Raw genomic sequence first — 26,168 nt, 5'->3', positions numbered from 1 at the left:
CACCAGGGATGGTTCGCACCCCCCGGTAACAGTTCGGTAGGCATTTGCCGGGCCCGTTTGACAGCGCGTAGCCGCTCGAACCCGGTGTGCGCCAATGACCTTGAACTTTGCGGGAGTTCAACCACATATGTCCGTTTTCCACCCCTGGCGTGCGGGCCGGAGGGGCCGTTTGTCCGGCCCACCGGCTCGTGTTGGAATTCCAGCTACCCCGTAGGACACGCGCGGGCCGCGGCCCGTGGGGGGTAGCCGCCGGATAGATCCATGGCCGCCAGTCGGTCGAGAGGTTGTTGTCGAGTGAGGCGTAAGCAGCCAGTCACCCCTCAGCGGCGCTCAGAGCCCCGCCAGCAGGACCCGGGTAGCGGCCCGAACACCGGTCAGTTCTCCGCGTTCACCGCGACCGAGGACCGTGACCGCGCCGAGCAGAACCGCGCCGTCACCGCCGAGCCCGCCGCCCGGCCCGCGACCGGCGCCGGTCCGGCCCCCGCCGAGCAGGCCGCGCGCCGGGGCGGCCGGTACGACTTCCTGTCCCCGCTGAACTGGCGCGTGCCGACCCGCCTGGTGGCCATCCTGGTCATCCCCGTCGTCATCGCCCTGGTCTTCGGCGGCCTGCGCGTCAACACCTCGCTGGACGACTACAACGAGGCCGACCGCGCGGTGCGCATCGCCAACCTGGCCAGCGCCGCCACCAAGCTCGCCGACGCCCTGGAGCAGGAGCGCGACGAGACCCTGGTGCCGCTGCTCACCGGGCAGGGCGACCAGGGCGAGGTGAAGAAGCTCCGGGACAAGACCGACGAGGCCCGCAAGGCCTACGACGCGGCGTTCGCGGACCTCAAGGACGACGCCACCATGAAGCGCCGCAACGCCCAGTTCCAGGAGGCCGCGGCGTACCTCCCGCACCTGCGCGAGAACGCCTACAAGCCGGAGCTGTTCGCGACCGCGACCGCCAACGCCTACTCGCTGATGTTCGCGCCGCTGCTGGCCATCGACAACTCGGTCGGCTTCGGCTCCTCCAACGTCACCTCCAAGGGCCGCGCGATCTACGCGATGTCGCTGGCCAAGGCGTCCGCCTCCACCCAGCGCGCGCTGATGCTCAACCTGCTCGTCGGCCTCGGCGTCGGCGGCGTGGACGGCCACGAGGGCGACGACCTGATCCAGTCGCTGGTGGTCGCCTCCCGCCTGGAGCAGACCGCGCTCAGCGAGTTCAACACCGCCTCCGGCGACGCCGAGATCAAGGTCTACTCGGACGCCCTGGTCGACCAGGCCACCGCCGACCAGCGCCTGCCGCTGCGGATGCCCGACGGCCGCAGCCTGCCCACCATGCAGGGCCTGCTCGCGGTCGGCATGTCCTACGCCGGCCAGCTGTCCAGCACCTCGGCCGGCGGCGACAAGGCCGCCCAGATCATCGACCAGGTCGGCAAGGACGGTCTGACCCGCCCGCTGTGGGACCAGGCCACCAAGAGCCACATGAGCGCGCTGCGCGCCGCCGAGACCGACCTGATCGGCCAGGTCGTGAGCGAGGCCCAGGGCATCAAGGACCGGGCCTTCACCGACTGGGTGCTCAACTCGCTGATCGTGATCGCCTCGCTGGTGCTGGCCGGTCTGCTCACCGGCTACATCGCCCGCTCGATGATCCTCGGCATGCGGACCCTGAACACCGCCGCGCTCGACATCGCCAACCACCGCCTGCCGGAGCTGGTCGACAAGCTCTCCAAGACCGACCCGGAGCGGGTCGACACCTCGGTCAGCCCGATCCCGCTGCACGGCCGGGACGAGATCGGCGAGGTCGCCCGCGCCTTCGACCAGGTCCACCAGCAGGCCGTCTCGCTCGCCGCCGAGCAGGCGCTGCTGCGGGGCAACGTCAACGCGATCTTCACCAACCTGTCGCGCCGCAGCCAGGGCCTGATCCAGCGCCAGCTGGCGCTGATCACCGACCTGGAGAACAACGAGGCCGACCCGGACCAGCTGGAGAACCTCTTCAAGCTGGACCACCTGGCGACCCGCATGCGCCGCAACGGCGAGAACCTCCTCGTCCTCGCGGGCGAGGAGCCCGGCCGCCGCTGGAACACCCCGGTCCCGCTGGTCGACGTGCTGCGCGCCGCCGCCTCCGAGGTGGAGCACTACGAGCGGATCGAACTGGCCGGCATCCCCGAGGCCGACGTGGTCGGCCCCGCCGTGACCGACCTCGTCCACCTGCTCGCCGAGCTGCTGGAGAACGCCACCTCGTTCTCCTCCCCGCAGACCCGGGTGCTGGTCAACGCGACCCGGCTGCCGGACGGCCGGGTGCTGGTCGAGATCCACGACAAGGGCATCGGCCTGACCGCCGAGGACTTCGCCGAGATCAACGAGAAGCTGGCCGAGCCGCCCACCGTCGACGCCACCATCTCCCGCCGGATGGGCCTGTTCGTGGTCGGCCGGCTGTCCCAGCGGCACGACATCCGCGTGCAGCTGCGCCCGTCCGGCGAGTCGGCCGGCACCACCTCGCTGGTCATGCTGCCGCAGCAGCTGACCCACCTGAGCGCGATGGCGCCGGAGCCGCAGGCCGAGGAGTTCACGGTCTCCCGGATCTTCGCGGAGCAGGAGCCGACCGCCGAGTGGGCCTTCGAGGGCCAGGAGCGCACCGCGGCCGAGCTCGGCTTCGACGACCACCTGGCCGGCCAGGGCGCGGTGGCCGGCAACGGCTTCTCCCCCGCGCTGGAGTCCATGCAGCGCTCCCAGCGCCTGGAGGAGCGCCGCCGGGCCGCCCTGGAGATCGGCCCCGGCCCGGCCGCCGACGAGCCCGTGGAGGCGGAGGTCCTGGAGTCGCCCTACGGCGAGCCCGGACGCCCCGGGGACGGCTACGGCTACCCGGAGCCGGAACAGGCCGGCTACGCCCCGCAGGAGGACCCGTACCGGCGTCCCGGGGCGGACGCCTACGGCCGCCCCTTCGAGCCGCAGCAGGCCCCGCGGGACGACGTCTACGGCTACCGCCAGGACGACCCCTACGCGCCCGGGCCGTACGGCGACGAGCCGTACGCCCCGGAGCAGTACCCGCAGGCCCCCTACGGCGACGGGCAGCAGCAGTACGCCGAGGCGTACCAGCAGCAGCCGTACGGGGACGGGGACGGGTACCAGCAGCAGTACGCCGACGAGTACTCGCAGGACGGCTACCCGCAGGACGGCTACGGCCCGGACGGGTACCGGCAGGACGGCTACCCGCAGGACGAGTACGGCTACGAGGAGCCCGCCGGGCACCCGTACCCCGCGGAGGAGCTGCCGGCCCTGCCGCCGGCCCGCTCCGCGGCGGACGCCGCGGCCGGCGGCGGCGCGCTGCCGCAGCGGCGTCCGGGGCAGCAGCTGGCGGGCGGCGGTGCGGGCCGTCCCGCGGGCGGCGAGAGCCCGAACTGGTTCACCGGCGCGCGGGACACCTCGGCCCCGGTCGAGGAGCCGCGCGGCCACGACGTGTCGGCGCTGGGCGGCTACGGGCCGACCGGTCCGACCGCCGCGCCCAGCGAGTGGGAGTCGCCGAACGACGGCGACTGGCAGCGCGCGGAGAAGCTGCGCGAGCCCTCCTCGTCCGGCACGACCCCCTCGGGTCTGCCGCGCCGGGTGCCCCGCCAGAACCTGGTCCCGGGCAACGCCCGGACCACCCCGCAGGAAGGCCCGCAGGTCTCCCGCGACCCGAACGAGGTCCGGGGCCGGCTGACCAACCTGCGCCGGGGCGTCGAGCAGGGCCGCCAGGCCGGCGGCGACCCCGGTGCCACCGGCAGCTTCCGGATCGACCCCGACCAGGGGGCGTACGGTGATGGACCGCACAACAGCAGCACCGATCTCTTCGGCGGCTCGAACCAGCAGGAGCGTTGAGTTGACCCAGATGAGCCAGGCCGCACAGAACCTGAACTGGCTGATCACCAATTTCGTGGACAACACCCCCGGGGTGTCCCACACCGTGGTGGTCTCCGCCGACGGTCTGCTGCTGTGCATGTCCGAGGGTTTCCCCCGGGACCGTGCCGACCAGCTGGCCGCCGTCGCCTCCGGCCTCACTTCGCTGACCTCGGGCGCCAGCCGGATCTTCGAGGGCGGCGACGTGACCCAGACCGTGGTCGAGATGGAACGGGGCTTCCTGTTCCTGATGGCCGTCAGCGACGGTTCGGCCCTCGCCGTCCTCGCCTCGCCGGACTCCGACATCGGTCTGGTCGGGTACGAAATGGCACTCCTCGTGGACCGCGCCGGCGCGGTCCTGACGCCCGCTCTGCGGGCCGAACTCCAGGGCAGTCTCCTGCACTGACGGTTCGTCGGATACCGTCCTGGTATTCGAAAGACCTCATTGCCCGTCCCGAGGTCGCTTCGGCGGCCTCGGGACCGGGCGTTGTACGGCCTTCGCACCACCGGCCACGGCGCTCCCCCGGCGACGCGGCCAGCAACGCACCGCCGCACCCTTTGAGGAGATGAACCGTGACACCGCCCGACCACAGTGGCCAGTTCGGCGTCCCGTACGCGGGCTCCGGCCACGACGCTTTCGGGGTTCCCGGCGTCGGCCACGGTCAGCAGCAGCAGTACGCGCCGCAGTTCGACGGTGGCCAGTCGTACCTGCCCCCGCAGTCCGATCCGCGCTGGTACCAGCAGCCGGACGGATACGGCCAGGCCCACCCCGGCCCCCAGGCGTTCCCCGAACCCGACTTGCCGCACCGGTACGAGGAGCAGCAGCCCGGCCACGTCGAGGAGTACGCCGACGAGGAGGAGGACGCCGGACCGCTGATCCGCCCGTTCGCGATGACCGGCGGACGCACCCGGCCCCGCTACGAACTCGCGCTGGAGGCCCTGGTCTCCGCCGCGGTCGACCCGGCCCGGATGGCCACCCTGTTGCCCGAGCACCAGCAGATCTGCGCCCTGTGCGCCTCCGACGTGAAGTCGGTCGCCGAGATCTCCGCCCTGCTCGGCCTCCCGCTGGGAGTGGCCCGCATCCTCGTGGCGGACCTGGCCGAGGCCGGCCTGGTCGCCATCCACCAGCCCGCAGCCGGCGGCGAATCCGGCAACCAGCCCGACGTCACGCTGCTCGAAAGGGTCCTCAGTGGACTTCGCAAGCTCTAACGCGGCCGCCGCCCCCAGCCGCGCCACCACCTCCGCCAAGATCGTCGTCGCGGGCGGATTCGGCGTGGGCAAGACGACGCTCGTCGGCGCGGTCTCCGAGATCAACCCCCTGCGCACCGAAGCCGTCATGACCTCGGCCTCCGCCGGAATCGACGACCTCAGCCACGTCTCCGGCAAGACCACCACCACCGTCGCCATGGACTTCGGCCGCATCACCCTCGACGAAGACCTCATCCTCTACCTCTTCGGCACCCCCGGCCAGGACCGCTTCTGGTTCATGTGGGACGACCTCGTCCGCGGCGCCATCGGCGCCGTCGTCCTCGTCGACACCCGACGCCTCGCCGACTGCTTCCCCGCCCTCGACTACTTCGAGAACAGCGGCCTCCCCTTCGTCGTCGCCCTCAACGGCTTCGACGGACAACAGGCCCACACCCCCGAAGAAGTCCGCGAAGCACTCCAACTCAACACCGACATCCCCATCATCACCCTCGACGCCCGACGCCGCGACAGCGCCAAAAGCGCCCTCATCACCCTCGTCGAACACGCCCTCCTCGCCCGACTGCGGTGACGACGGGCCCCTCGAAGGGGTAATGAACACGCCAGAAGGGGGCGTGCGGAGCCTTCCGCACGCCCCCTGGGCACTTCCGCGCACCAGCGGCCGTTACGGCTGCTGATCGGCCCTCAGCAGCCCGTAGGTGTACGCGTCCTCCAGCGCCACCCAGGACGCGGCGATCACGTTGTCCGCGACGCCGACCGTGGACCAGGTCGCGGTGCCGTCGGTGGACTCGATCAGCACCCGGGTCTTCGAGCCGGTGCCGTGCTGGCCCTCCAGGATGCGGACCTTGTAGTCCACCAGCTCCAGCTTGGCCAGCGCCGGGTAGACCGGCTCCAGCGCCGTCCGCAGCGCCCGGTCCAGCGCGTCCACCGGGCCGTTGCCCTCGCCGGTGGCGACCTTCCGCTCGCCCCGCGCCCGCAGCTTCACGGTCGCCTCGTTGCCCGCGAAGCCGTTCGGGCCCTGCTCGCTGATGGCCCGCCAGGACTCCAGCTCGAAGAACCGCAGCTTCTCGCCGCCGTTCACCTCGTCGCGCAGCAGCAGCTCGAAGGAGGCGTCCGCCGCCTCGTAGGTGTAGCCGAGGTTCTCCTGCTCCTTCACCCGGGCCACCACCCGGCCGGCCAGGTCGCGGTCGCTGGACAGGTCGTAGCCCAGCTCCTTGCCCTTGAGCTCGATCGAGGCCCGGCCGGCCATGTCGGAGACCAGCATCCGCATGGTGTTGCCGACCAGCTCCGGGTCGATGTGCTGGTACAGGTCCGGGTCGACCTTGATCGCGGAGGCGTGCAGCCCGGCCTTGTGCGCGAACGCCGAGAAGCCCACGTACGGCTGGTGGGTGGAGGGCGCCAGGTTCACCACCTCGGCGACGGCGTGCGAGATCCTGGTCATCTCGGCCAGGGCCCCGGCCGGGAGCACCCGGCGGTCGTACTTGAGCTCCAGCGCCGCGGTGACCGGGAACAGGTTGGCGTTGCCGACCCGCTCGCCGTAGCCGTTGGCGGTGCACTGCACGTGGGTGGCGCCGGCGTCGACCGCGGCCAGCGTGTTGGCGACCGCGCAGCCGGTGTCGTCCTGGGCGTGGATGCCCAGCCGGGCGCCGGTCTGCGCCAGCACGGTGGCGACGATCTCGCGCACGCCCGCGGGCAGCATGCCGCCGTTGGTGTCGCACAGCACCACGACGTCCGCGCCGGCCTCGTGCGCGGTGCGCACCACCGCGAGGGCGTACTCCGGGTTGGCCTTGTAGCCGTCGAAGAAGTGCTCGCAGTCGATGAACACCCGGCGGCCTTGGGAGCGCAGGAACTCCACGCTGTCCCGGACCATCTCCAGGTTCTCCTCCAGCGTGGTGCGCAGCGCCAGCTCCACGTGCCGGTCGTGCGACTTCGCCACCAGCGTCACCACCGGGGCGCCGGAGGCGACCAGCGCGGCCAACTGCGGGTCCTCGGCGGCCTTGCCGCCGGCCCGGCGGGTGGCGCCGAAGGCCACCAGCTGGGCGTGCTTGAACTCCAGCTCCGCCTGGGCCCGGGCGAAGAACTCGGTGTCCCGGGGGTTGGCGCCGGGCCAGCCGCCCTCGATGAAGCCGACCCCGAACTCGTCCAGGTGGCGCGCGATGGCCAGCTTGTCCGCGACCGTGAGGTTGATGCCCTCGCGCTGGGCGCCGTCGCGGAGCGTGGTGTCGAAGACGTGGAAGCCGTCGTTCGGACGGCTGGTGGCCTCGGTGGTCATGGCCCTGGGTTCTCCGTTCGGTGGAGTTACTGCTCTTTGCCGGGATCGGAATCCGGCTCCACTGTCCAGCATCCCGCGCGCGTCCCCGGTGTCTCCGTCCCCTTGTGGGGGCCCGGTGCCGGTCCGGGAGGCAAAACAAAAGACCCCTCGCGGGTGCGAGAGGTCTGCGCGCGGGTCTGGACGCTCGTGGTCGCTCCGCGATCAGGGTGTTGCCGTCGGAGCGGTCACTGCGGACCGGCGCGCCTGCTGCTAATAATCAGCGAAAGCGAGGACACCCTCGCAGTCTTGCACACGCCCGGCCGGACGGGAGGCCCGTCTCGCCATCCGGAACGGGTCAGGCGAACCGGTCGGTGTCGAGCTCGAACCCGAACGGCGCGGGCAGCAACAGGGGGTTGCCGACCGACACCGCGACCGTCACCCCGTAGTCGCCGTCCTCGGGGCGGCTGTACAGCAGGACCTCGTTCCGCCGGCGATCGACCAGCAGGTAGAGCGGGATGCCGGCGGCGGCGTACCCCTGACGCTTGGCCTCACGGTCCCTGGCCGGGTTGCTGGAGGTCACCTCCGCGACCATCAGCACCCCCTTCGGGCGCATCCACGGCGGCTGCGCGTCGAACGCCCCCTCCTCCGCGAACGTCAGGTCCGGAATGTACCTGCCCCCCGGCACGATCAGACCCTTGTTCCCGGCGACGGTGATGTCCTCGCCGGACAGCTTGAACACCCGGCGCACGATCCGGCCGATGACGGCCTCGTGGTCACCGTCCGGCGGTGGCGTCACAGTGATCTCTCCCTCGATGATCTCGGCCTTGAACCCCTGCGGGGTGTCCAGGGCCAGGAAGGCGTCGAGGAGGTCGTCCTCCGGGCTGCGCCACACGTCGGCGTCGTGGATCTCGGCGGCCATGGTCCCTCCCTCCTATCCGGGGCGTTCAACGAGTGGAGTGCTTCCGAGGCCACCGGGCCCGGGCATTCCGCCGTGAAATGCCCGGGCGCCGGTGTCGGGTCAGGCGATGGTGTGCATCCAGCCGTGGGTGTCGGCGGCCTGGCCGCCCTGGATGGCGAGCAGGGACTCGCGCAGGCGCAGGGTGATGGGGCCGGGCTCGCCGGTGGCGACGGTCCAGTCGGCGGCGGCGGACTTGACGTGGCCGACGGGGGTGATGACCGCGGCGGTGCCGCAGGCGAAGACCTCGGTGATGGTGCCGTCGGCGTTGCCCCGCTTCCACTCGTCGGTGGAGATCTTCCGCTCCTCGGTGCCGTAGCCGAGGTCGGCGGCGAGGGCGAGCAGGGAGTCGCGGGTGATGCCGGGGAGCAGCGAGCCGGAGAGCTCGGGGGTGACGACGGTGGCGTCCTCGCCCTCGCCGAGGACGAAGTAGAGGTTCATGCCGCCCATCTCCTCGACCCACTTGTGCTCGGCGGCGTCGAGCCAGACCACCTGGTCGCAGCCCTTGGCGGCGGCCTCGGCCTGGGCGACCAGCGAGGCCGCGTAGTTGCCCGCGCACTTCGCGGCGCCGGTGCCGCCGGGGGCGGCGCGGACGTAGTCCTCGGAGAGCCAGACCGAGACCGGCTTGACGCCACCGGAGAAGTACGCGCCGGCCGGCGAGGCGATGATCATGAAGACGTAGGAGTTGGCGGGGCGCACGCCCAGGCCGACCTCGGTGGCGAACATGAAGGGGCGCAGGTAGAGGCTCTGCTCCGGCTGGCTGGGCACCCAGGCGCGGTCCTGCTGGACGAGCAGCTCGACGGCCTCGACGAAGGTCTCGACCGGCAGCTCGGGCATCGCCAGGCGGCGGGCGGAGGCCTGGAAGCGGGCGGCGTTGGCCTCCGGGCGGAAGGTCGCGATCGAGCCGTCGGCCTGCCGGTACGCCTTGAGCCCCTCGAAGATCGACTGGCCGTAGTGCAGCGTCATGTTGGCCGGGTCGATCTCCAGCGGCGCGTACGGCGTCAGCTGGGCGTCGTGCCAGCCCAGGCCCTCGGTCCAGCGGATGGTCACCATGTGGTCGGTGAAGACGCGGCCGAAGCCGGGGTTGGCCAGTCGGGCCTCGCGCTCCTCGTCGGACAGGGGGTGCGCGGAGGGCTTGAGGTCGAACGTGATGGGCGCCTGGGTGGGCGTGCTCATGGCTGTCTGTCCTTCACCGTGGGGTTGGGCTGGGCCTTCACCGTCGGGCGGGGGAAACGCATGACGGCACGGCCCACTGTCGATACTCGCATCCAGAGGGCCGTGCCGAACAGCCGGGAGGCTGTTGCTCGCTGTGAACCGGCCCACCGGCCGGAGGTTGTCGTCCGGCCGGTCAGCCGGATACTCGGGCGGCCAGCGCGTCGCCGACCTCGGAGGTGGAGCGGGTGCCGGAGCGCTCGGTGAGGTCCGCGGCGACCGCGGCCTCGACGGCGGCGGCCTGCTCGGTGAAGCCGAGGTGCTCCAGCAGCATGGCGACGGACAGCACGGTGGCGGTCGGGTCGGCCTTGCCCTGGCCGGCGATGTCCGGGGCGGAGCCGTGCACCGGCTCGAACATCGACGGGAAGTCGCCGCTCGGGTTGATGTTGCCGGACGCGGCCAGGCCGATGCCGCCGGTGACGGCCGCGGCGAGGTCGGTCAGGATGTCGCCGAACAGGTTGTCGGTGACGATCACGTCGAAGCGCTCGGGCTGGGTGACGAAGAAGATCGTCGCCGCGTCGACGTGCAGGTAGTCGGTGGTGACCTCGGGGAACTCCCGGCCGACCTGCTCGAAGATCCGGGTCCACAGGTGGCCGGCGTGCACCAGCACGTTGTTCTTGTGGACGAGGGTGAGCTTCTTGCGCGGGCGGGCCTGGGCGCGGCGGTAGGCGTCGCGGACGACCCGCTCGATGCCGAACGCGGTGTTCAGCGAGACCTCGGTGGCGACCTCCTGCGGGGTGCCGGTGCGCAGCGTGCCGCCGTTGCCGACGTACGGGCCCTCGGTGCCCTCGCGGACGACCACGAAGTCGATCCGCGGGTCACCCGCGAGCGGCGACTTCACGTTCGGGAAGAGCTTGCCCGGACGCAGGTTGATGTGGTGGTCGAAGGCGAAGCGCAGCTTGAGCAGCAGCCCGCGCTCCAGCACGCCGGAGGGCACGCTCGGGTCGCCGATGGCGCCGAGCAGGATGGCGTCCTGGCCCTTGAGCTCCTCCAGCACCGCGTCGGGGAGGGTCTCCCCGGTGCGGTGGTACAGCCGTGCACCGAGGTCGTACTCGGTGGTCTCCAGCTTGGTGTCGGAGGGCAGGGCGGCGCGGAGCACCTTGAGGCCCTCGGCCACGACCTCCTGGCCGATGCCGTCACCCGGGATCACTGCGAGACGAATGGTGCGAGACATACTGGGACACTACAACCCGTCCCACGGCCTGGGCGCGGAGCGTCCACGATCCGGACGGGCGGTCAGACCAGCTCGACCTCGACCGGGAACGGGTGCTCGACCTTGAGGCGGTCGTGGAAGATCCCGGTGGGGGTGTAGCGGTCGGTCGCCGGGTCCAGCTCGTAGGTGTAGACGACGGGGCGGCCGTCGACGTTCTCCACCCGCCAGAAGTACCGGATGCCGGCGGCGGCGTACTTGCGGGGCTTGACCTCGCGGTCGCGGGTCTGCGACTCGTCGGAGACCACCTCGACCGCGAGCAGGACGTCGGACACCAGGCTGTAGGTCTGGCGCTGGCCCGTGTTCCCCTCCTCGTTGACGACCATGAGGTCGGGTTCCGGCCGATTGCGGGCGTCGATCTTGACCGACATCTCGCGCAGCACCTCCCACCCCGGGGGGACCGCAGCGATCAGCGCGTACTCGAGAGCACGCAGCACCCGCATGTGGAACCTCATCTGCGGACTCACGAAGACCAGGCTCCCGTCGATCAGTTCCGTGTGCGGCGGGAGGTCCGGCAACCGGTCCAGGTCGTCGGCCGTGTAGCCGCCCACGGGCGGGCGGAGCCAGTCCGGGTACGGGTCCGGGTCGACGCTCATCAGTGCTCCCATGGTGGGGATTCTGGCCTGTCCGACCAGGCTACCGGGCCCCTTCCCCGGTGAAGTCACTCTTGGCGGTGAGGAGCTGGATTCGGTTGCCGACCCGGTTGAGGTGGTGGATGACCAACGCGTTCGTGAGCGGGGTGTGCAGGACCTGGCCGGGGTGGACGGGGGTGAGGACGGGGGTGGCGAGGGTCGGGTCGAAGGGGGAGGGGCCGAGGGCGGCGAGGGCCTCGGCCGGGTCCTCGGAGGCGCCGGTCCAGACGGTGTAGCGGGGGTGGGTGAGCGGCGGGAGGGCGGCGAGGCGGACGGGCAGCAGCAGGGTGTCGGAGTCGAGCAGCGCGGTGTCGGTGTCGCCCCAGCGGCCGTTGAGCGGCTGGACGTCGAGTTCGGCGCCGGTGCGGGCGTCCAGGGTGCGGGCGACCAGCACGTCGCTGCCCTTGAGCCGGTCGGCGACCACGGTGGCGTCGGGGGTGCCGTCGCCGTCGGCGTCCAGCGAGGCGCGCACGCCCAGCGGGCCGGCGGGGGTGGCGGCGGGCGCCCACAGCACGGCGGCCAGGTAGAGCGTGCCGTGCCCGTCCACGGCGGCGGCCGCCCGGCGGAGGTTCGCGGAGCGCTCGGCGGGGTCGTCGACGCAGATCTCGTCCCCGGCGACGGGGCAGTCCGGCCAGCGCGGCGCCTCGCCGCCCGGTTGCAGGGCGGTGAGCAGGCCGGGCCGGGGGTTCCCGGAGACCGCGAAGGTCGCGGCGGTGCCGAGCGCGGTGCCGTCGGAGGCGGCGCGCGGGGCGGCGAACAGCGGGACGCGCAGCGGCGGGAGGGTGTCGTCCTCGGGGGTGAGGGTGAGCCGGCCGGAGAGTTCGCCGCGGTAGCTGCGGGCGTGCCCGGCCTGGAGCAGGTCGAGGGTGGGGTCGGGGGCGCGGCCGAGGTCGGGGCCGAGCCGGAGCGTGACGGTGACGGTGGCGCTGCCGTGCGGCGGCAGGTCGACCCGGGCGGGCGAGATCCCGAAGGCGGCGCCGGGCAGCGCGGTGGCGGGCGCGTAGCCGGTGGCGTACGACAGCGGGCGCCCGCCCAGGTTGCGGACGGTCACCTCGCGGGTGGCCGTGGTCGCGCCGGTGGCCTCGACCACGCCGAAGGAGACGCCGACCGCGCCCTCGGTCTGCGCCCCGTACGCGAGCACGGGGGTGCGGACGGCGGCGTCGGCGCGGACCCGGCCGCTGCCGGTGCGCTCGGGGCCGTACACCGGGCCGGTGCGGCCGTCGTGGAGGTAGGTGTCGGTGGCGGTGTCCATCAGCGCGGCCTTGACCTCGGCCGGGTCGTAGTCGGGGTGCGCGGAGCGGACCAGCGCGGCCAGGCCGGCCAGGTGCGGGGTGGCCATCGAGGTGCCGTCCTCGCGCATGCCGCCGGTGCCGGTGCCCGCCTTGGCCGACCAGACGGTCTCGCCGGGTGCGGCCAGGTCGGGCTTGACCACGCCGTCGACGCCGATGCCGCGCGAGGTGAAGGAGGCGAGGGTGTCGGTGCGCTGCGGCTGGTCCTGCGGGACGGCGCCGTGCAGCGGGTTGCCGGGGGTGGCGAGCCGGACGGCGACCGGGCCGCGGGCGGCGGCGTCGAGCAGCCGCTGCCCGTCGGCGCGGGCCAGGATCGCGGCGGGGATGCGGTCGTCCCCGGCGATCTCGCCGAGGTTGTCGCCGTCGGCGGCGTAGAGCGTGCCGACGGCTCCGGCGTCGGCGGCGTGGTCGGCGCGCGGGGCGGAGCCGCAGGCCCGGTCCGGGTCCTTGGTGGTCCAGCGCAGCACGGCGACCTTGCCGCGCAGCCGGTCGGCGTCGGCGGGCGAGAACGGCGCGCAGCCGTCCGACTGGTCGGCGGGGACGGCGAGTTCGCCGCTGACCTCGGTGTCGGCCCAGTGGGTGTACTTGCTGCTCCAGTGCGCGGGGACGTTCCCGGCGAGCGCGGCGGGGGCGAGCACGGTGATGCCGTCGGCGTCGCCGTGCCGGTCGACCGAGGCGGCGGCGGTGAGCACCCGGGCGGCGGTGCCGGGGCTGCCGCCGACGCCGTACACGTCTCCCTCGTTGCCGGCGGCGGCGACCACCACGGTGCCCAGTGCGGCGAGCCGGTCGGCGGCCAGCGCGTCGGCGTCGCCGGGGCGGCCGTAGGGGCTGCCGAGCGAGAGGTTGACCACGTCGAGGCGGTCGGAGAGGTCGCCGTCGCCGTTCGGGTCGGCGGCCAGGTCGAGGGCGGCGGAGAGCTGGTCGGTGGAGCCGTCGCAGCCGAACACCTTGATGGCGTACAACTGGGCGCCGGGGGCCGCGCCGGGGGCGACCCGGAAGCCGGCCGGGTCCAGGCCGGGGCGGTAGGGGCCGGGGTAGGGCCGGCCGTCGGCGGTGACGCCGAACCCGGCGGCGGTGCCGGCCACGTGGGTGCCGTGGCCGTTGGCGGCGCAGTCCAGCGGGTTGTCGTCGGGGTGCGGGTCGGGCTGGTAGTGGGCGGCGGCCGGGTCGGGGTCGTAGTCGTCGCCGACCAGGTCCTTGCCGCCGACCACCTTGGCGTTGGGGAACAGCCCGGCGGGCGCGGGCTTCGCGCCGTCCACCGCGCGGTAGGCCTCGGGGGTGCCGGGGCCGCCGAAGTCGGCGTGGGTGTAGTCGATGCCGGAGTCGACGACGCCGATCCGGACGCCCTCGCCGGTGTGGCCCGCGGGGCCGTCCCAGACCTGCGGGGCGCCGGTGAGCGGCACCGAGTACCCGTTGGCGCGGTGCTTGAGGGCGACGGGGCGCACCGCGCGGACGCCGGGCAGCGCGGCCAGCCGCGGCAGTTCGGCGGCGGGCAGCCGCAGGGCGAGGCCGCTGGCCAGGGTGCGGGTGCGGTAGAGCGGGCGGGCGGCGGGGACGGCGTGCCGCAGGGCGGCGGTGAGCGCGTCCAACGAGCGGTCGGCGACGGCCCGTTGGCGCTGCCGGCGCTCGCGGCGGCGCGCCGGGCCTGGTCGGGGTGCGCAGTTGTCGGCGGGCGTCGTCCCGGGCGCGCTGCCAGGCGGTGGCGGCGGGCTCGGTGGCGAGTTCCACGAACACGGTGGTGCTCGGGCCGCCGGCGGGCCGGTCGTCGGCCAGCGCGGGGGCGGCGGCCGGGGCGAGCAGGGCGAGGGCGGCGAGGAGGCCGAGGGGGGTGCGCACGGCCCCAAGGTAGGAGCCGTCGCGGGGCCGGGGGCGGAGGTTCACCCCGTGGGTGACGCTCCGTCACCCGTCCGGCCCAGCAGGGGCGTCGGCGGTCAGCCGCCGATCGGGCCGCCGTTGTCGCGGCGGTCGAGGGCGCGCTGCAGGGCGGCGGCGGTGCGGGGGTCGGCCGGCAGGGCGCGGCGGCGGCGCGGGGCCGCGGCGCGGGCGGCGGCGGTGGTCGTGGTGGCGGCGGGGGCGGTGGTGCGGTCTGCGACGAACGGCATACCGGGCTCCTTGGTGCGGGGGCGCAGCGGCGCGCTGGAGGGACGAGCGGAGGTACGCCGAGCAGGGGTCGCCTGCCGCACCGCGTACGGGCCCCGCGGGCCTGGCTCCCCGTCGTGACGGGGGTGGCTCACCGTAGGACTACTCCACGGTACGACGCAGAGGGCGTGAGGTCAGCAGATTTACTTGGATTTCCTAGTATCTGAGACGGGTTTCGCTCGCGGGCATGCGAACGGCCCTTCCGCCTCAAGGTCGGAAGGGCCGTCGCGGTGGTGCGGGGGGCGTCAGCCCAGGTTCACCGAGCGGGAGAACCGGGCGCCGATCGCGGCCGCGATCTCGGCCAGCACCTCCTGGGAGACCTCGCTGTCCACGGTGATCGAGGCCAGCGCGTTGTCACCGTCCCGGGCGACCTGCATGCCCGCGATGTTGATGCCCGCGTCGCCGAGGATCCGGCCGAGGGTGCCGACCACGCCGGGGCGGTCCTCGTAGTGGAAGAACGCCATGTGGTCGGTGAGCGCCACGTCGACGTCGAAGCCGTCCACGCCGACGATCTTCTGGGTCTGCTTCGGGCCGGACAGGGTGCCGGAGATCGACACCTCGCCGCCGTCGGCCAGGGTGCCGCGGACGGTGATCACGTTGCGGTGCTCGGGCGACTCGCTGGAGGTGGTCAGCCGCACCTCGACGCCGCGCTCCTGGGCGAACAGCGGGGCGTTGACGTAGGACACCGTCTCGGCCACCACGTCCTCGAACACGCCCTTGAGGGCGGACAGTTCGAGCACCTTGACGTCGTGCTGGGTGATCTCGCCGCGGACCTCGACGTCCAGGCGGACGGCGACCTCGCCGGCCAGCGCGGTGAAGATCCGGCCGAGCTTCTCGGCCAGCGGCAGGCCCGGGCGCACGTCCTCGGCGATCACGCCGCCCTGGACGTTGACCGCGTCCGGCACCAGCTCGCCGGCCAGCGCCAGGCGCACCGACCTGGCGACCGCGATGCCGGCCTTCTCCTGCGCCTCGTCGGTGGAGGCGCCCAGGTGCGGGGTGGCGACCACGTTGTCGAAGGCGAACAGCGGGGAGTCGGTGCACGGCTCCTTGGCGTAGACGTCCAGGCCGGCGCCGGCGACCCGGCCCTCCTGGAGCGCCCGGACCAGCGCCTCCTCGTCGACGATGCCGCCGCGGGCGGCGTTGACGATCCGCACGGTCGGCTTGACCTTGTGCAGCGCCTCGTCGCCGATCAGGCCGACGGTCTCCGGGGTCTTCGGGAGGTGGACGGTGATGAAGTCCGAGACCTCCAGCAGCTCCTCCAGGGAGAGCAGCTTGACGCCCATCTGGGCCGCGCGGGCGGCCTGGATGTAGGGGTCGTAGGCGACGATCTTCATGCCGAACGCGGACATCCGCTGCGCGACCAGCACGCCGATCCGGCCGAGGCCGACCACGCCGAGCACCTTCTCGCTCAGCTCGACGCCGGTGTACTTGTTGCGCTTCCACTCGCCGCCCTTGAGCGCGGCGTTGGCGGGGGCGATGTTGCGGGCGACCGAGATCAGCAGGCCGCAGGCCAGCTCGGCGGCGGTGACGATGTTGGAGGTCGGCGCGTTGACGACCATCACGCCGGCCTTGGTGGAGGCGGCGACGTCCACGTTGTCCAGGCCGACGCCGGCCCGGGCGACGACCTTGAGCTTCTTGGCGGCGGCCAGCGCCTCCGCGTCCACCTTGGTGGCGGAGCGGATCAGGATGGCGTCGACGTCGGCGATCGCGGTCAGCAGCTCGGCGCGGTCGGCGCCGTTGCAGTGGCGGATCTCGAAGTCGGGGCCCAGCGCGTCGACGGTGGCGGGCGACAGCTCTTCGGCGATCAGTACGACAGATTTGCTCACGACAGTGTGTCCTTAACTGTCCGGTCCACCCCGCCGCACGGAGTGGCGCGCACAGGGCGGGGAGAAGGTGGCATGTCGCGTGGCTAGACGCACGACGCTGTGGGCCTGACGCGTGGTTCGGAGTCTATCGGCGGGGTGGTGCGGGGACTGCTCCCGTCCGGCGAAATCACCCGGACGGGAGCAGCCTTGTTGTACAACCGGGACGGGAGGGCTCAGGCCTCCTGGTCCACCCAGCTCATCAGCTTGCGCAGCTTCTTGCCGGTGGTCTCCAGCAGGTGCTCGCCGTCCGCGTTCTTGTACTCGTTGTACTTCGGCAGGCCGGCCTTGTACTCGGCGATCCAGGTGTTGGCGAAGGTGCCGTCCTGGATCTCGGCGAGGACCTTCTTCATCTCGGCCTTGGTGTCGGCGGTGATGATGCGGGGGCCGGTCACGTAGTCGCCCCACTCGGCGGTCTCGGAGACCGACCAGCGCATCTTCTCCAGGCCGCCCTCGTACATCAGGTCGACGATGAGCTTCAGCTCGTGCAGGCACTCGAAGTAGGCGATCTCGGGCTGGTAGCCCGCCTCGACCAGGGTCTCGAAGCCGGCCTTCACCAGGGCGGCGGTGCCGCCGCACAGGACGGCCTGCTCGCCGAACAGGTCGGTCTCGGTCTCCTCGGTGAAGGTGGTCTTGATGACGCCGGCCTTGGTGCCGCCGATGCCCTTGGCGTAGGACAGCGCCAGGTCGAAGGCCTTGCCGGTGGCGTCCTGCTCGACGGCCACGATGCAGGGGACGCCGCGGCCCTCCTGGTACTGGCGGCGGACCAGGTGGCCCGGGCCCTTCGGGGCGACCATGCAGACGTCGACGTCGGCCGGCGGCTGGATGAAGCCGAAGCGGATGTTCAGGCCGTGGCCGAAGAACAGGGCGTCGCCCGCCTTCAGGTTCGGCTCGATCGCGTCCTTGTAGACGTCGGCCTGGATCGGGTCCGGAACCAGGATCATGATGACGTCGGCCTCGGCCGCGGCCTCGGACGGGGTGACCACGCGCAGGCCGGCCTCCTGGGCGGCGGCGCGGGACTTCGAGCCCTCCAGCAGGCCGACGCGGACGTCCACGCCCGAGTCGCGCAGCGACAGCGCGTGGGCGTGGCCCTGGCTGCCGTAGCCGATGACCGCGACCTTGCGGCCCTGGATGATGGACAGGTCGGCGTCGTCTTCGTAGAACAGCTCGGCCACGGGGGCACATCTCCTTGCGTGATGGTGATGCCGGGGTTCCTACCGTAGGCGCACCCGGCGGACTTCGATGGCAGTGCTCAGGTTGTGGGACGGCCGCGTCGGCGGACCGGAGCGGACCGGGTCAGGCGGAGCGCTCCAGCGCGCGCAGCGAGCGGTCGGTGATGGACCGGGCGCCGCGGCCGATCGCGACCAGGCCGGACTGCACCAACTCCTTGATGCCGTACGGCTCCAGCATCCGCAGCATGGCCTCCAGCTTGTCGGAGGAGCCGGTGGCCTCGATGGTCACCGCGTCGGGCGACACGTCGACGGTCTTGGCGCGGAACAGCTGGACGATCTCGGTGACCTGGGAGCGGCTCTCCGCGTCGGCCCGGACCTTGACCAGGACCAGCTCGCGCTGGACGGCCTGGGACTGGTCCAGCTCGACGATCTTGATCACGTTGACCAGCTTGTTGAGCTGCTTGGTGACCTGCTCCAGCGGCAGCTCCTCGACGTTGACCACGATGGTCATCCGGGAGATGTCGGGGTGCTCGGTCGGGCCGACCGCGAGCGAGTCGATGTTGAAGCCCCGGCGGGAGAACAGCGCGGCGATCCGGGCGAGCACGCCGGGCTTGTTCTCGACCAGGACGGACAGGGTGTGCTTGGACATGGTGGTCATCGCTTTCTGGGTCCGTCAGTCCAGGTCGTCGCCGAAGTCGGGGCGCGCGCCCCGGGCGAACTGGATCTCGTCGTTGCTGGTGCCTGCCGCGACCATCGGCCAGACCATCGCGTCCTGGTGCACGATGAAGTCGATGACCACCGGCCGGTCGTTGATCTCCATCGCCTGCTTGATCACGTCGTCCAGGTCCTCGGGGCGCTCGCAGCGCAGGCCGACCGCGCCCATCGCCTCGGAGAGCAGCACGAAGTCCGGGATCCGGGTGCCCTGGGCGGGCGGCTCGATGCCGTCGTGGCCCGGGCCCGAGTGCAGCACGGTGTTGGAGTAGCGCTGGTTGTAGAACAGCGTCTGCCACTGGCGGACCATGCCCAGCGAGCCGTTGTTGATGACCGCGACCTTGATCGGCAGGTTGTTCAGGGTGCAGGTGGTCAGTTCCTGGTTGGTCATCTGGAAGCAGCCGTCGCCGTCGATCGCCCAGACCGGCACGTCCGGCTTGCCGGCCTTGGCGCCCATCGCGGCGGGGACGGCGTAGCCCATCGTCCCGGCGCCGCCGGAGTTCAGCCAGGTGGCCGGCTTCTCGAACCGGATGAACTGGCTGGCCCACATCTGGTGCTGGCCGACGCCCGCGGCGTAGATCGCGTCCGGGCCGACCAGCTGGCCGATCCGCTCGATCACCTGCTGGGGCGACAGCTGCCCCTCGGGGGCGGGCTCGTAGCCGACCGGGTAGGTCTTCTTCCAGTCGTTGAGCCGGGTCCACCACTCGGTGTAGTCGCCGCGGTGGCCGGCGTCGAACTCGGCCTGGACGGCGACGATCAGGTCGGCCAGCACCTCGCGGGCGTCACCGACGATCGGGACGTCCGCCGGGCGGTTCTTGCCGATCTCGGCGGGGTCGATGTCGGCGTGCACGACCTTGGCGTTCGGGGCGAAGGAGTCGAGCTTGCCGGTGACCCGGTCGTCGAAGCGGGCGCCCAGGGTGAACAGCAGGTCGCTCTTCTGCAGCGCGGTGACGGCGGGGACGGAGCCGTGCATGCCGGGCATGCCCAGGTGCTGCGGGTGGCTGTCCGGGAAGACGCCGATCGCCATCAGGGTGGTGACCACGGGCGCGCCGGTCAGCTCGGCCAGGATGCGCAGCTCGGCGCCGGCGTTGGCCTTGAGCACGCCGCCGCCGACGTACAGCACCGGGCGCTTGGCGTTCACCAGCAGCTTGGCGGCCTCGCGGATCTGCTTGGCGTGCGGCTTGGTGACCGGGCGGTAGCCGGGCAGCGAGGCCTCGACCGGCCAGCGGAAGACGGTCTGCGCCTGCAGGGCGTCCTTGGCGATGTCGACCAGGACCGGGCCGGGGCGGCCGGTGGCGGCGATGTGGAAGGCCTCGGCGATCACCCGGGGGATCTCGGCCGGGTCGGTCACCAGGTAGTTGTGCTTGGTGATCGGCATGGTGATGCCGCAGATGTCCGCCTCCTGGAAGGCGTCCGTGCCGATCGCCTTGGAGGCGACCTGGCCGGTGATCGCGACCATCGGCACCGAGTCCATGTACGCGTCGGCGATCGGGGTGACCAGGTTGGTCGCGCCGGGGCCCGAGGTGGCCATGCAGACGCCGACCCGGCCGGTGGCCTGCGCGTAGCCGGTCGCGGCGTGGCCGGCGCCCTGCTCGTGGCGGACCAGGATGTGGCGGACCTTGGTGGAGTCCATCAGCGGGTCGTACGCGGGGAGGATCGCACCGCCGGGGATGCCGAACACGGTGTCGGCGCCCACGGCTTCGAGCGAGCGGATGAGCGACTGCGCGCCGGTCATGGTCTCGGTGGTCTGGGGACCCGGAGCGTGGGCGGCCGGGTGGTCCCCGCGGCGGGGGGTTGCGGCGTGCTCAGTCATCTGCCTGTCTCTTCTCGGGTTCTGCTCGGGGGGTGCCGGTCCGGGCGGCGAACGGTCCCGGCCGGTCTCCGGCTCTGCCTCAATCGTCCGGATTTCAGGTGGTCGAGGCCAGTTGTGGTGCGATGGCCCACCAGCATTCGTGCAACAAAAAACCCCTCGTGCCAAGGGCATGCGAGGGGGAGGCGCGTCGGGCCGGTGTCAGCCGACGCGCCCGCCAAGTACGAGAATTCGGGTGGTCATGGCATCGACCTTCCTCCCACGCAGTGGCGGGTGTCAAGCTGGTGGGACCGCCGTCTCACCATGCGGGCCGCTGCTCGGACCGCCCACCACGTGCCGTTGCGGCAGGTCGAGGCCGGTGTGCGGCGGGCCGGGGCGGGCGGTGGCGGCCTCGGCCAGACCACCCGTTCGCGGGTCCGGGGTGAGCAGCGGGCGGCGGCCCGGGCCGGTCGGCGGCTGGGGCTGGCGCGGCACCGGGTAGCCGCGGCGCAGCAGGGCGCGGCGCAGCCGCAGTTCGTCCAGCGGGCGGTCGAAGGCCAGGCCCTGGCCGCGCCGGCAGCCGAGCTCCTGGAGGACGGCGACCTGCCGGGGGTGGTCGACGCCGTCGGCGGCGGTGACGAGGCCGAGGTCGCGGCCCAGCCGCAGGGCGTGGCCGGCCAGGGCGCGGGTGAGGGCGGAGTCGGCGATGTCCTGCACCAGGCTGCGGTCGAGCTTGAGCGCGTCGAAGGGCAGCCGGGCGAGGGCGCCGAGCGAGCCGGCCCCGGCGCCGAACCCGGCGAGCGCGGTGGACACCCCGAGGCGGCGCAGCGCGGCGAGCCGGCGGCCGAGCTCGTCGGCCAGCTCGTCCGGGCAGGTCCGGGCGACCTCGACGACCAGCAGTTCCGGCGGCAGCCCGGTGTCGCGCAGCGCGCCGGCCAGCGTCTCGTACAGGCCGGGGGCGCAGATCCGTTCGGCGGCGAGCCGGACGGCGACCGGGACGGGCGGGGCGGCCGGGCCGTCGGCGCGGCGGCGGGCGGCGGCGGCGACGGCCTCGGTGAGCAGCCAGCGGGTGAAGCGGGTGGCGGCGTCGCCGGAGTCGGCGGTGCGCAGGAACTCGGCGGGGGTGAGCAGCAGTCCGCCGGCCGAGCGCCAGCGGGCCTGGGCCTCGACGCCGGTGAGCCGGCCGCCGGCCAGTTCGACCACGGGCTGGTGCAGCAGGGTGAAGGCGCCCTCCCGGACGGCGGCCCGCAGCCGCTCCTCCAGTTCGCCGCGGCGGTCGATCTCGGCCCGCATCGCCGGGGTGTAGAGCACCACCCGGCCCTTGCCGCGGGACTTCGCCTGGTACATCGCCAGGTCGGCGTCGCGCAGCAGTTCGTCGGCGGCGGCCCCGGCGGCGGACCGGTCGGGTTCGGCGCCGGCGTGCTCGGGCCCGGCGGGGGCGGGTTCGGGCACCGGCGGCGGGGTGTCGGGGCCGAAGGCGATGCCGATCGAGGCGGCGACGCCGAGTTCGGCGCCGCCGATCCAGTACGGCTCGGAGAGCGCGCCGCGGATGCGCTCGGCCAGGTCCCGGACCTGCGGGTGGCCGAGCCGGCCGCGCACCAGGACGGCGAACTCGTCGCCGCCGAACCGGGCCACGGTGTCCTCGCTGCGGACGGCGGCCTGGAGCCGGCGGGCGGCCTGCACCAGCAGTTCGTCGCCGACCTGGTGCCCGGCGGTGTCGTTGACCGCCTTGAAGCCGTCCAGGTCGAGGAAGAGCACGGCGACGGCGGTGCCGGCCGGGCCCCGGGCGGAGAGCGCGGCCCGGACGCGGTGGGCGAACAGCGCCCGGTTGGGCAGGTCGGTGAGCGGGTCGTGGAACGCGTTGTGCTGCAACTGGGCCTGGAGGCGGACGCGTTCGGTGATGTCCCGGCTGTTGAGGATCAGGCCGTCCCGGTAGGGGTTGACGGTGGACTCCACGTGCAGCCACTCCCCCTCGCCGGAGCGGATCCGGCACTCGACCCGGGCGGAGGGCTCGCCGTTGCTGAACCGGGCGCCCCGGGTGCGGGCCAGGATGCGGCGGACCTCGGCCAGCACCCGGTCGACGTCCTCGGGGTGGACCAGGTTGAGCAGGTTGCCGCCGACCAGGTCCTCCGGGTCCCGGTTGTAGACCCGCAGGGCGGCGGGGCTGACGTAGGACAGCGCCCCGGACGGCCCGGCGATCATGATGACGTCGCTGGAGCCCTGCACCAGGGAGCGGAAGTGCGCCTCCTTGGTGGCGAGTTCCTGGGCCAGCGAGAGGTTGTCCAGCAGCATCACGCCCTGCCGAACGATCAGCGCCAGGCCGACGGTGCTGGCGGCGGCCAGCATCACCCGGTCCAGCGGGCGGCCGCCGAGCGCGTTGTAGAGGATGCCGGCGGTGCAGACCGCGGCGGCCGCGTACGGGGTGAGCGCGCTGAACGTGGACGCCACCCGGCGGCGCGGCGAGCCCTGCGCGGAGGGGTGCTCGCGGGACGGGCGGCGGCGGTGCTGCCAGGGGGCCCAGGCGAGCAGCAGCGAGCCGGCGAACCAGCCGGCGTCCAGCAGTTCGCCGGAGTGGTAGTCGCTGTGGAACTGCGGGGTGGTGAACAGCGCGTCGCAGACCACGGTCAGCGCCAGGCCGATCATCGCGGTGTGCACGGCCGTCCGGTTGCCGTCCCGGCCGCGGAAGCGCAGGCCGACCACCAGGCTGACCAGCAGGATGTCCAGCACCGGGTAGCCGAGGGCGAGGGCGAGCTTCAGCGGGTCGTCGCCGTCGCCGGCCGCGACCCGGCCCAGGGCCAGGCTCCAGCTGAGCGTGAACAGCGAGCCGGCCACCAGCCAGCCGTCCAGCAGCAGGCAGAGCCAGCCCGCCGGGGTGTGCGGGCGCTGGGCCAGCACCAGCAGGCCGGTGATGGCCAGCGGGGCGAACAGCAGGAAGGCGTAGTCGGCGTAGGAGTCCGGGGGCAGCGGCTGCCGGAGCACCACCTCGTACCAGCCCCAGGCGCCGTTGCCGAAGGCGACCATGGCGGAGGACAGGCCGAACAGCAGCCAGGCCGGCCGGGTGTGGCCCCCCACCGCGACGCCGTGCGCCAGACAGGACAGGGCGGCCGCGAGGGCCGCCCCGGCGAGACCGAAGTCCCCCATCACCAGCGCGAGTTCGCTCGACCCCCAGCCGACGGCGGCGCCGGCGGCGTACCCGGTGCAGAGCACCGCGAGCAGGACGGCGGTGACCCGGCGGAACGGGGCTCGGGCAGGCGGCACCGACTCGGTGGAGTTCAATCGACATCTCCCCCTCCGGCCATCGGCCGTACCGGTGTTCCCGCTTCGGACCCTACACCACTGCGGTCACGCACTGGCACGCACTCTCAACTTAGAGTAATGAACCGCAGGTGGCGCGAAGCGGGTTGGGGCCGGGATCGCCCGTTCGGCTCAGGCCGGGGGGACGGGGAGGCGGCGCGGCGGGGCGGCGGGCCGGGAGGCGGCGGGGGGCGGCGGGGTCAGTGGGCGGCGGCCTCGCGCACCTCCCGGAGCAGCTCGGCCTGACGGCGGATCAGCGGGTCGGCGGCGGTGTCCCGGGCGGCGACGGCGGCGGCGAACGCGGCGAGCGCGGCGTCGACCTGGTCGGCCGGTTCGAGGGCGATCCGCTCGCTCTCCCCGCCGCGTTCCAGCAGGACGGTGGGGGCCTGGTCGGCGGGCGGGGTGAAGGCCCGTTCGACCCGGATCCGGCCGGTGCTCCCCCACAGTTCGTAGCTGCTGCGGTAGGCGTGCTCCATGCCGAAGGCCAGCTGCGCGGACACCCCGTCGGGGGTGCGCAGCAGGGCCGCGCCGGAGGTGTCGACCGCGCTGCCGGCGCCGCGGTGCAGGACGGCGCCGGCCACGGTGAGGCGGGGGCCGAGGAAGTGCAGGGCGGCCCGGACGGGGTAGTAGCCGACGTCGAGCAGGGCGCCGCCGCCGAGTTCGGGCCGGTGCCGGATGTCGGTGGGCGGCAGCCCGGGGATCGCGAACGCGGCGGAGAAGGCCCGCAGTTCGCCGATCGCGCCGTCCGCGAGCAGGCCGCGGACCCGCTCGTGCGCGGGGTGGTGGACGAACATCACGTTCTCCCGCAGCACCAGCCCGGCCCGCTCGGCCTGCCGCTGGAGGGCGGCGGTGGCGGCCGGGTCGGCGGTGAGCGGCTTCTCGGCGAGCACGTGCTTGCCGGCCGCCAGCGCGGCGGCCGCCCACTCGGCGTGCAGGGCGATCGGCAGCGGCACGTACACCGCGTCGACGCCGGGGTCCTCGACCAGGGCGCGGTAGCCGGCCACCGCCCGGGCGCCGTACTGGGCGGCGAGCGGGGCGGCGCGCTCCGCGTCCCGGCTGGCGACGGCGGCCAGCCGCAGGCCGGGCCGCGCGGCGATCGCGGGCAGCATCCGCCGCCGGGCGATCTCCGCGCAGCCCAGCACGCCGATCCGCAGGGGAGGCCGGGCTGCGCGGAGATCCGCGCAGCCCGGCACGCCGATCCGCAGCGGCTCAGCCATCGCCGCCGGGGCCGTTCAGCACGGCCAGCAGGGTGCGGGCCTGGACGTTGACGTAGTGGCCGTGCCGGACCAGCGCGGAGAGCTGGCCGGGCGTCACCCAGGCGTAGCCCTCGGGCTCCCGGAGCGGCACCCGGTCGCCGACCTCGACGATCAGGTAGTCGGCCTCGGCGTGCAGGAAGCGCCCGCCCTCCTCGGAGTGCACGGCCCGGTAGCGGACCTGCTCGGGGGCGGCGTCCAGCACCAGGTCGAGGAAGGGCGGCCGGTGCGCGTGGTTGCCGGGGGTGCACTGGACGGTGGGGGCGAGCTCCACCGCGTCCAGGAAGCCGCCCTCGACCTTGGCGTGGGCCAGCACGTGCCGGACGCCGTCGATCTCCCGGGTGAGGAAGGCGGCGACGCCGGGGCCGACCGGTTCGATCAGCGGCTGCGTCCAGCTGGTGACCTCGCGGCTGCCGGCCGTCACGTTGACGGCGACCACCTTGAAGAACCGGCCCTGCTCGTGGTCGATGCTCTCCTCGCCCTGCTTCCAGCCGGGCAGGCCGGCCAGCGGGACGCGCTCGGCCCGGATGTCGTAGCGGGAGCGCTGCCCGGTGAACCAGGACAGCAGTTCGGTGTCGGAGTGCAGGGCCCGGCCCCCGGCGTCCTCGACCGGGGCGCAGGACAGCACGGTGCGGGAGTCCATGTTGACCACGTTGTCGCGGCGCAGCAGTTCGGCGATCTGGCCGAAGGTCAGCCAGCAGAAGTCGTCGTCCTCCGGGACGTCGTCCAGCGCCTCGACGATCATGTTGCGGTTGCTCTTGTGGAAGAACCAGGAGCCGTGCTCGGACTGCAGCACGTCGGCCAGCACCCGGCGGGGGCGGCCGCCGGTGAAGTACTCGATGTACTTCACGTCCGCGCCCCGGTGCACCTTGGTGTAGTTGCTGCGGGTGGCCTGGACGGTGGGCGAGAGCTGGAGCAGGTTGCGGTTGCCGGGCTCCATCTTGGCCTGCATCAGGCAGTGCAGGACGCCGTCGAACTCCTTGACCAGGATGCCGAGGATGCCGACCTCGGGCTGCTTGATGATCGGCTGGTGCCACTCCCGGTAGGGGCCGTCGTCGACGGTGACGTGCAGGCCCTCGACCGAGAAGAAGCGGCCGCTGCGGTGCACCAGGTTGCCGGTGTCCGGGGCGAACGACCAGCCGACCAGGTCGGCGAACGGGATCTTCTCGACCTTGAAGTCGTTGGCCCGGCCGCGCCCGGCCAGCCACGTGGCGAACTGCTCGGTGCTCAGCCGGGCGCCCTGGCGGGCGGCGGCGGAGCGGGCGATCCGGGCCGCGGGGCCGGGGTCCTCGCGGGGTCCGGCGGAGGGCGCCGGGGCGTCCGGTGCGGACATCT

General features: G+C 73.2%; 18 protein-coding genes. 4 read left to right on the top strand and 14 right to left on the bottom strand.

Translation table 11 applies throughout. The features are described 5' to 3' along the window. The first annotated feature begins 294 nt into the window (after positions 1-294). From HUT16_RS39320 to HUT16_RS23895, 4 genes are all read left to right on the top strand, one after another. Positions 295-3,840, top strand: coding sequence for a nitrate- and nitrite sensing domain-containing protein (locus HUT16_RS39320; RefSeq protein WP_303392095.1), 3,546 nt, complete (start codon positions 295-297; stop codon positions 3,838-3,840). A 10-nt stretch (positions 3,841-3,850) separates the two neighbouring features. Then, positions 3,851-4,264, top strand: a complete 414-nt coding sequence (locus HUT16_RS23905; RefSeq protein ID WP_014138208.1) for a roadblock/LC7 domain-containing protein — start codon at positions 3,851-3,853, stop codon at positions 4,262-4,264. Between the two features lie 167 nt (positions 4,265-4,431). Then, positions 4,432-5,067: a DUF742 domain-containing protein gene (locus HUT16_RS23900; protein ID WP_176190135.1), complete on the top strand. Its 636-nt coding sequence runs from the start codon at positions 4,432-4,434 to the stop codon at positions 5,065-5,067. After that, entirely contained in the window at positions 5,048-5,635 is a 588-nt protein-coding gene (locus HUT16_RS23895; protein WP_176190134.1) for an ATP/GTP-binding protein, read from the top strand. Before HUT16_RS23900 ends, HUT16_RS23895 begins: the two co-directional genes overlap by 20 nt. A gap of 93 nt (positions 5,636-5,728) precedes the next feature. Here HUT16_RS23895 and cimA read toward each other — a convergent pair whose 3' ends face one another. The 14 genes from cimA to HUT16_RS23825 all read right to left on the bottom strand — a co-directional run bounded on the left by cimA (position 5,729) and on the right by HUT16_RS23825 (position 26,166). Beyond that, positions 5,729-7,336: a citramalate synthase gene (gene cimA, locus HUT16_RS23890; RefSeq protein ID WP_176190133.1), complete on the bottom strand. Its 1,608-nt coding sequence runs from the start codon at positions 7,334-7,336 to the stop codon at positions 5,729-5,731. A 334-nt stretch (positions 7,337-7,670) separates the two neighbouring features. Next, complete coding sequence (locus HUT16_RS23885) at positions 7,671-8,234, bottom strand: Uma2 family endonuclease (protein ID WP_176190132.1); 564 nt, start codon at positions 8,232-8,234, stop codon at positions 7,671-7,673. A 99-nt stretch (positions 8,235-8,333) separates the two neighbouring features. Next, positions 8,334-9,446, bottom strand: a complete 1,113-nt coding sequence (locus tag HUT16_RS23880; protein WP_176190131.1) for a branched-chain amino acid aminotransferase — start codon at positions 9,444-9,446, stop codon at positions 8,334-8,336. A 172-nt stretch (positions 9,447-9,618) separates the two neighbouring features. After that, positions 9,619-10,656, bottom strand: a complete 1,038-nt coding sequence (locus HUT16_RS23875) for a 3-isopropylmalate dehydrogenase (protein WP_176190130.1) — start codon at positions 10,654-10,656, stop codon at positions 9,619-9,621. Positions 10,657-10,718: 62 nt separating this feature from the next. After that, entirely contained in the window at positions 10,719-11,300 is a 582-nt protein-coding gene (locus HUT16_RS23870; protein ID WP_176190129.1) for a Uma2 family endonuclease, read from the bottom strand. A gap of 28 nt (positions 11,301-11,328) precedes the next feature. Beyond that, positions 11,329-14,202 (bottom strand): S8 family serine peptidase, encoded by a 2,874-nt coding sequence (locus tag HUT16_RS23865; RefSeq protein WP_176190128.1) that lies wholly within the window; start codon positions 14,200-14,202, stop codon positions 11,329-11,331. 342 nt (positions 14,203-14,544) lie between these two features. Beyond that, on the bottom strand, positions 14,545-14,715 hold the full coding sequence (locus HUT16_RS23860) for a hypothetical protein (protein ID WP_176190127.1): 171 nt from the start codon (positions 14,713-14,715) through the stop codon (positions 14,545-14,547). Between the two features lie 282 nt (positions 14,716-14,997). Beyond that, complete coding sequence (gene serA, locus HUT16_RS23855) at positions 14,998-16,578, bottom strand: phosphoglycerate dehydrogenase (RefSeq protein ID WP_176190126.1); 1,581 nt, start codon at positions 16,576-16,578, stop codon at positions 14,998-15,000. Between the two features lie 212 nt (positions 16,579-16,790). Beyond that, positions 16,791-17,789: a ketol-acid reductoisomerase gene (gene ilvC / locus HUT16_RS23850; RefSeq protein WP_111556140.1), complete on the bottom strand. Its 999-nt coding sequence runs from the start codon at positions 17,787-17,789 to the stop codon at positions 16,791-16,793. Positions 17,790-17,910: 121 nt separating this feature from the next. Continuing rightward, on the bottom strand, positions 17,911-18,435 hold the full coding sequence (gene ilvN, locus HUT16_RS23845) for an acetolactate synthase small subunit (RefSeq protein WP_176192841.1): 525 nt from the start codon (positions 18,433-18,435) through the stop codon (positions 17,911-17,913). Between the two features lie 24 nt (positions 18,436-18,459). Next, entirely contained in the window at positions 18,460-20,310 is a 1,851-nt protein-coding gene (locus tag HUT16_RS23840; protein WP_176190125.1) for an acetolactate synthase large subunit, read from the bottom strand. Positions 20,311-20,583: 273 nt separating this feature from the next. After that, a complete protein-coding gene (locus tag HUT16_RS23835) occupies positions 20,584-23,562 on the bottom strand; it encodes a bifunctional diguanylate cyclase/phosphodiesterase (protein ID WP_176190124.1) in 2,979 nt (992 codons plus the stop codon). A 218-nt stretch (positions 23,563-23,780) separates the two neighbouring features. Then, positions 23,781-24,797 (bottom strand): Gfo/Idh/MocA family protein, encoded by a 1,017-nt coding sequence (locus tag HUT16_RS23830; RefSeq protein WP_176190123.1) that lies wholly within the window; start codon positions 24,795-24,797, stop codon positions 23,781-23,783. Then, entirely contained in the window at positions 24,790-26,166 is a 1,377-nt protein-coding gene (locus HUT16_RS23825; RefSeq protein ID WP_176190122.1) for an NDP-hexose 2,3-dehydratase family protein, read from the bottom strand. The genes HUT16_RS23830 and HUT16_RS23825 overlap by 8 nt, the downstream gene beginning before the upstream one ends. Positions 26,167-26,168: the final 2 nt, after the last annotated feature.

The sequence above is a fragment of the Kitasatospora sp. NA04385 genome (assembly GCF_013364235.1).
Taxonomy (GTDB): domain Bacteria; phylum Actinomycetota; class Actinomycetes; order Streptomycetales; family Streptomycetaceae; genus Kitasatospora.
Note: the sequence above shows the minus strand (reverse complement) of the source record. Positions and strands in the feature narration are given on the sequence as shown.

What these genes read in the sequence shown, in the direction of transcription:
- HUT16_RS23885 (WP_176190132.1), bottom strand. Translation starts at nt 8,234, where the DNA reads ATGGCCGCCGAGATCCACGACGCCGACGTGTGGCGCAGCCCGGAGGAC.
- HUT16_RS23905 (WP_014138208.1), top strand. Translation starts at nt 3,851, where the DNA reads ATGAGCCAGGCCGCACAGAACCTGAACTGGCTGATCACCAATTTCGTG.
- HUT16_RS23825 (WP_176190122.1), bottom strand. Translation starts at nt 26,166, where the DNA reads ATGTCCGCACCGGACGCCCCGGCGCCCTCCGCCGGACCCCGCGAGGAC.
- HUT16_RS23870 (WP_176190129.1), bottom strand. Translation starts at nt 11,300, where the DNA reads ATGGGAGCACTGATGAGCGTCGACCCGGACCCGTACCCGGACTGGCTC.
- HUT16_RS23830 (WP_176190123.1), bottom strand. Translation starts at nt 24,797, where the DNA reads ATGGCTGAGCCGCTGCGGATCGGCGTGCCGGGCTGCGCGGATCTCCGC.
- ilvN (WP_176192841.1), bottom strand. Translation starts at nt 18,435, where the DNA reads ATGTCCAAGCACACCCTGTCCGTCCTGGTCGAGAACAAGCCCGGCGTG.
- HUT16_RS23860 (WP_176190127.1), bottom strand. Translation starts at nt 14,715, where the DNA reads ATGCCGTTCGTCGCAGACCGCACCACCGCCCCCGCCGCCACCACGACC.
- cimA (WP_176190133.1), bottom strand. Translation starts at nt 7,336, where the DNA reads ATGACCACCGAGGCCACCAGCCGTCCGAACGACGGCTTCCACGTCTTC.
- HUT16_RS23875 (WP_176190130.1), bottom strand. Translation starts at nt 10,656, where the DNA reads ATGTCTCGCACCATTCGTCTCGCAGTGATCCCGGGTGACGGCATCGGC.
- HUT16_RS23880 (WP_176190131.1), bottom strand. Translation starts at nt 9,446, where the DNA reads ATGAGCACGCCCACCCAGGCGCCCATCACGTTCGACCTCAAGCCCTCC.
- HUT16_RS23840 (WP_176190125.1), bottom strand. Translation starts at nt 20,310, where the DNA reads ATGACTGAGCACGCCGCAACCCCCCGCCGCGGGGACCACCCGGCCGCC.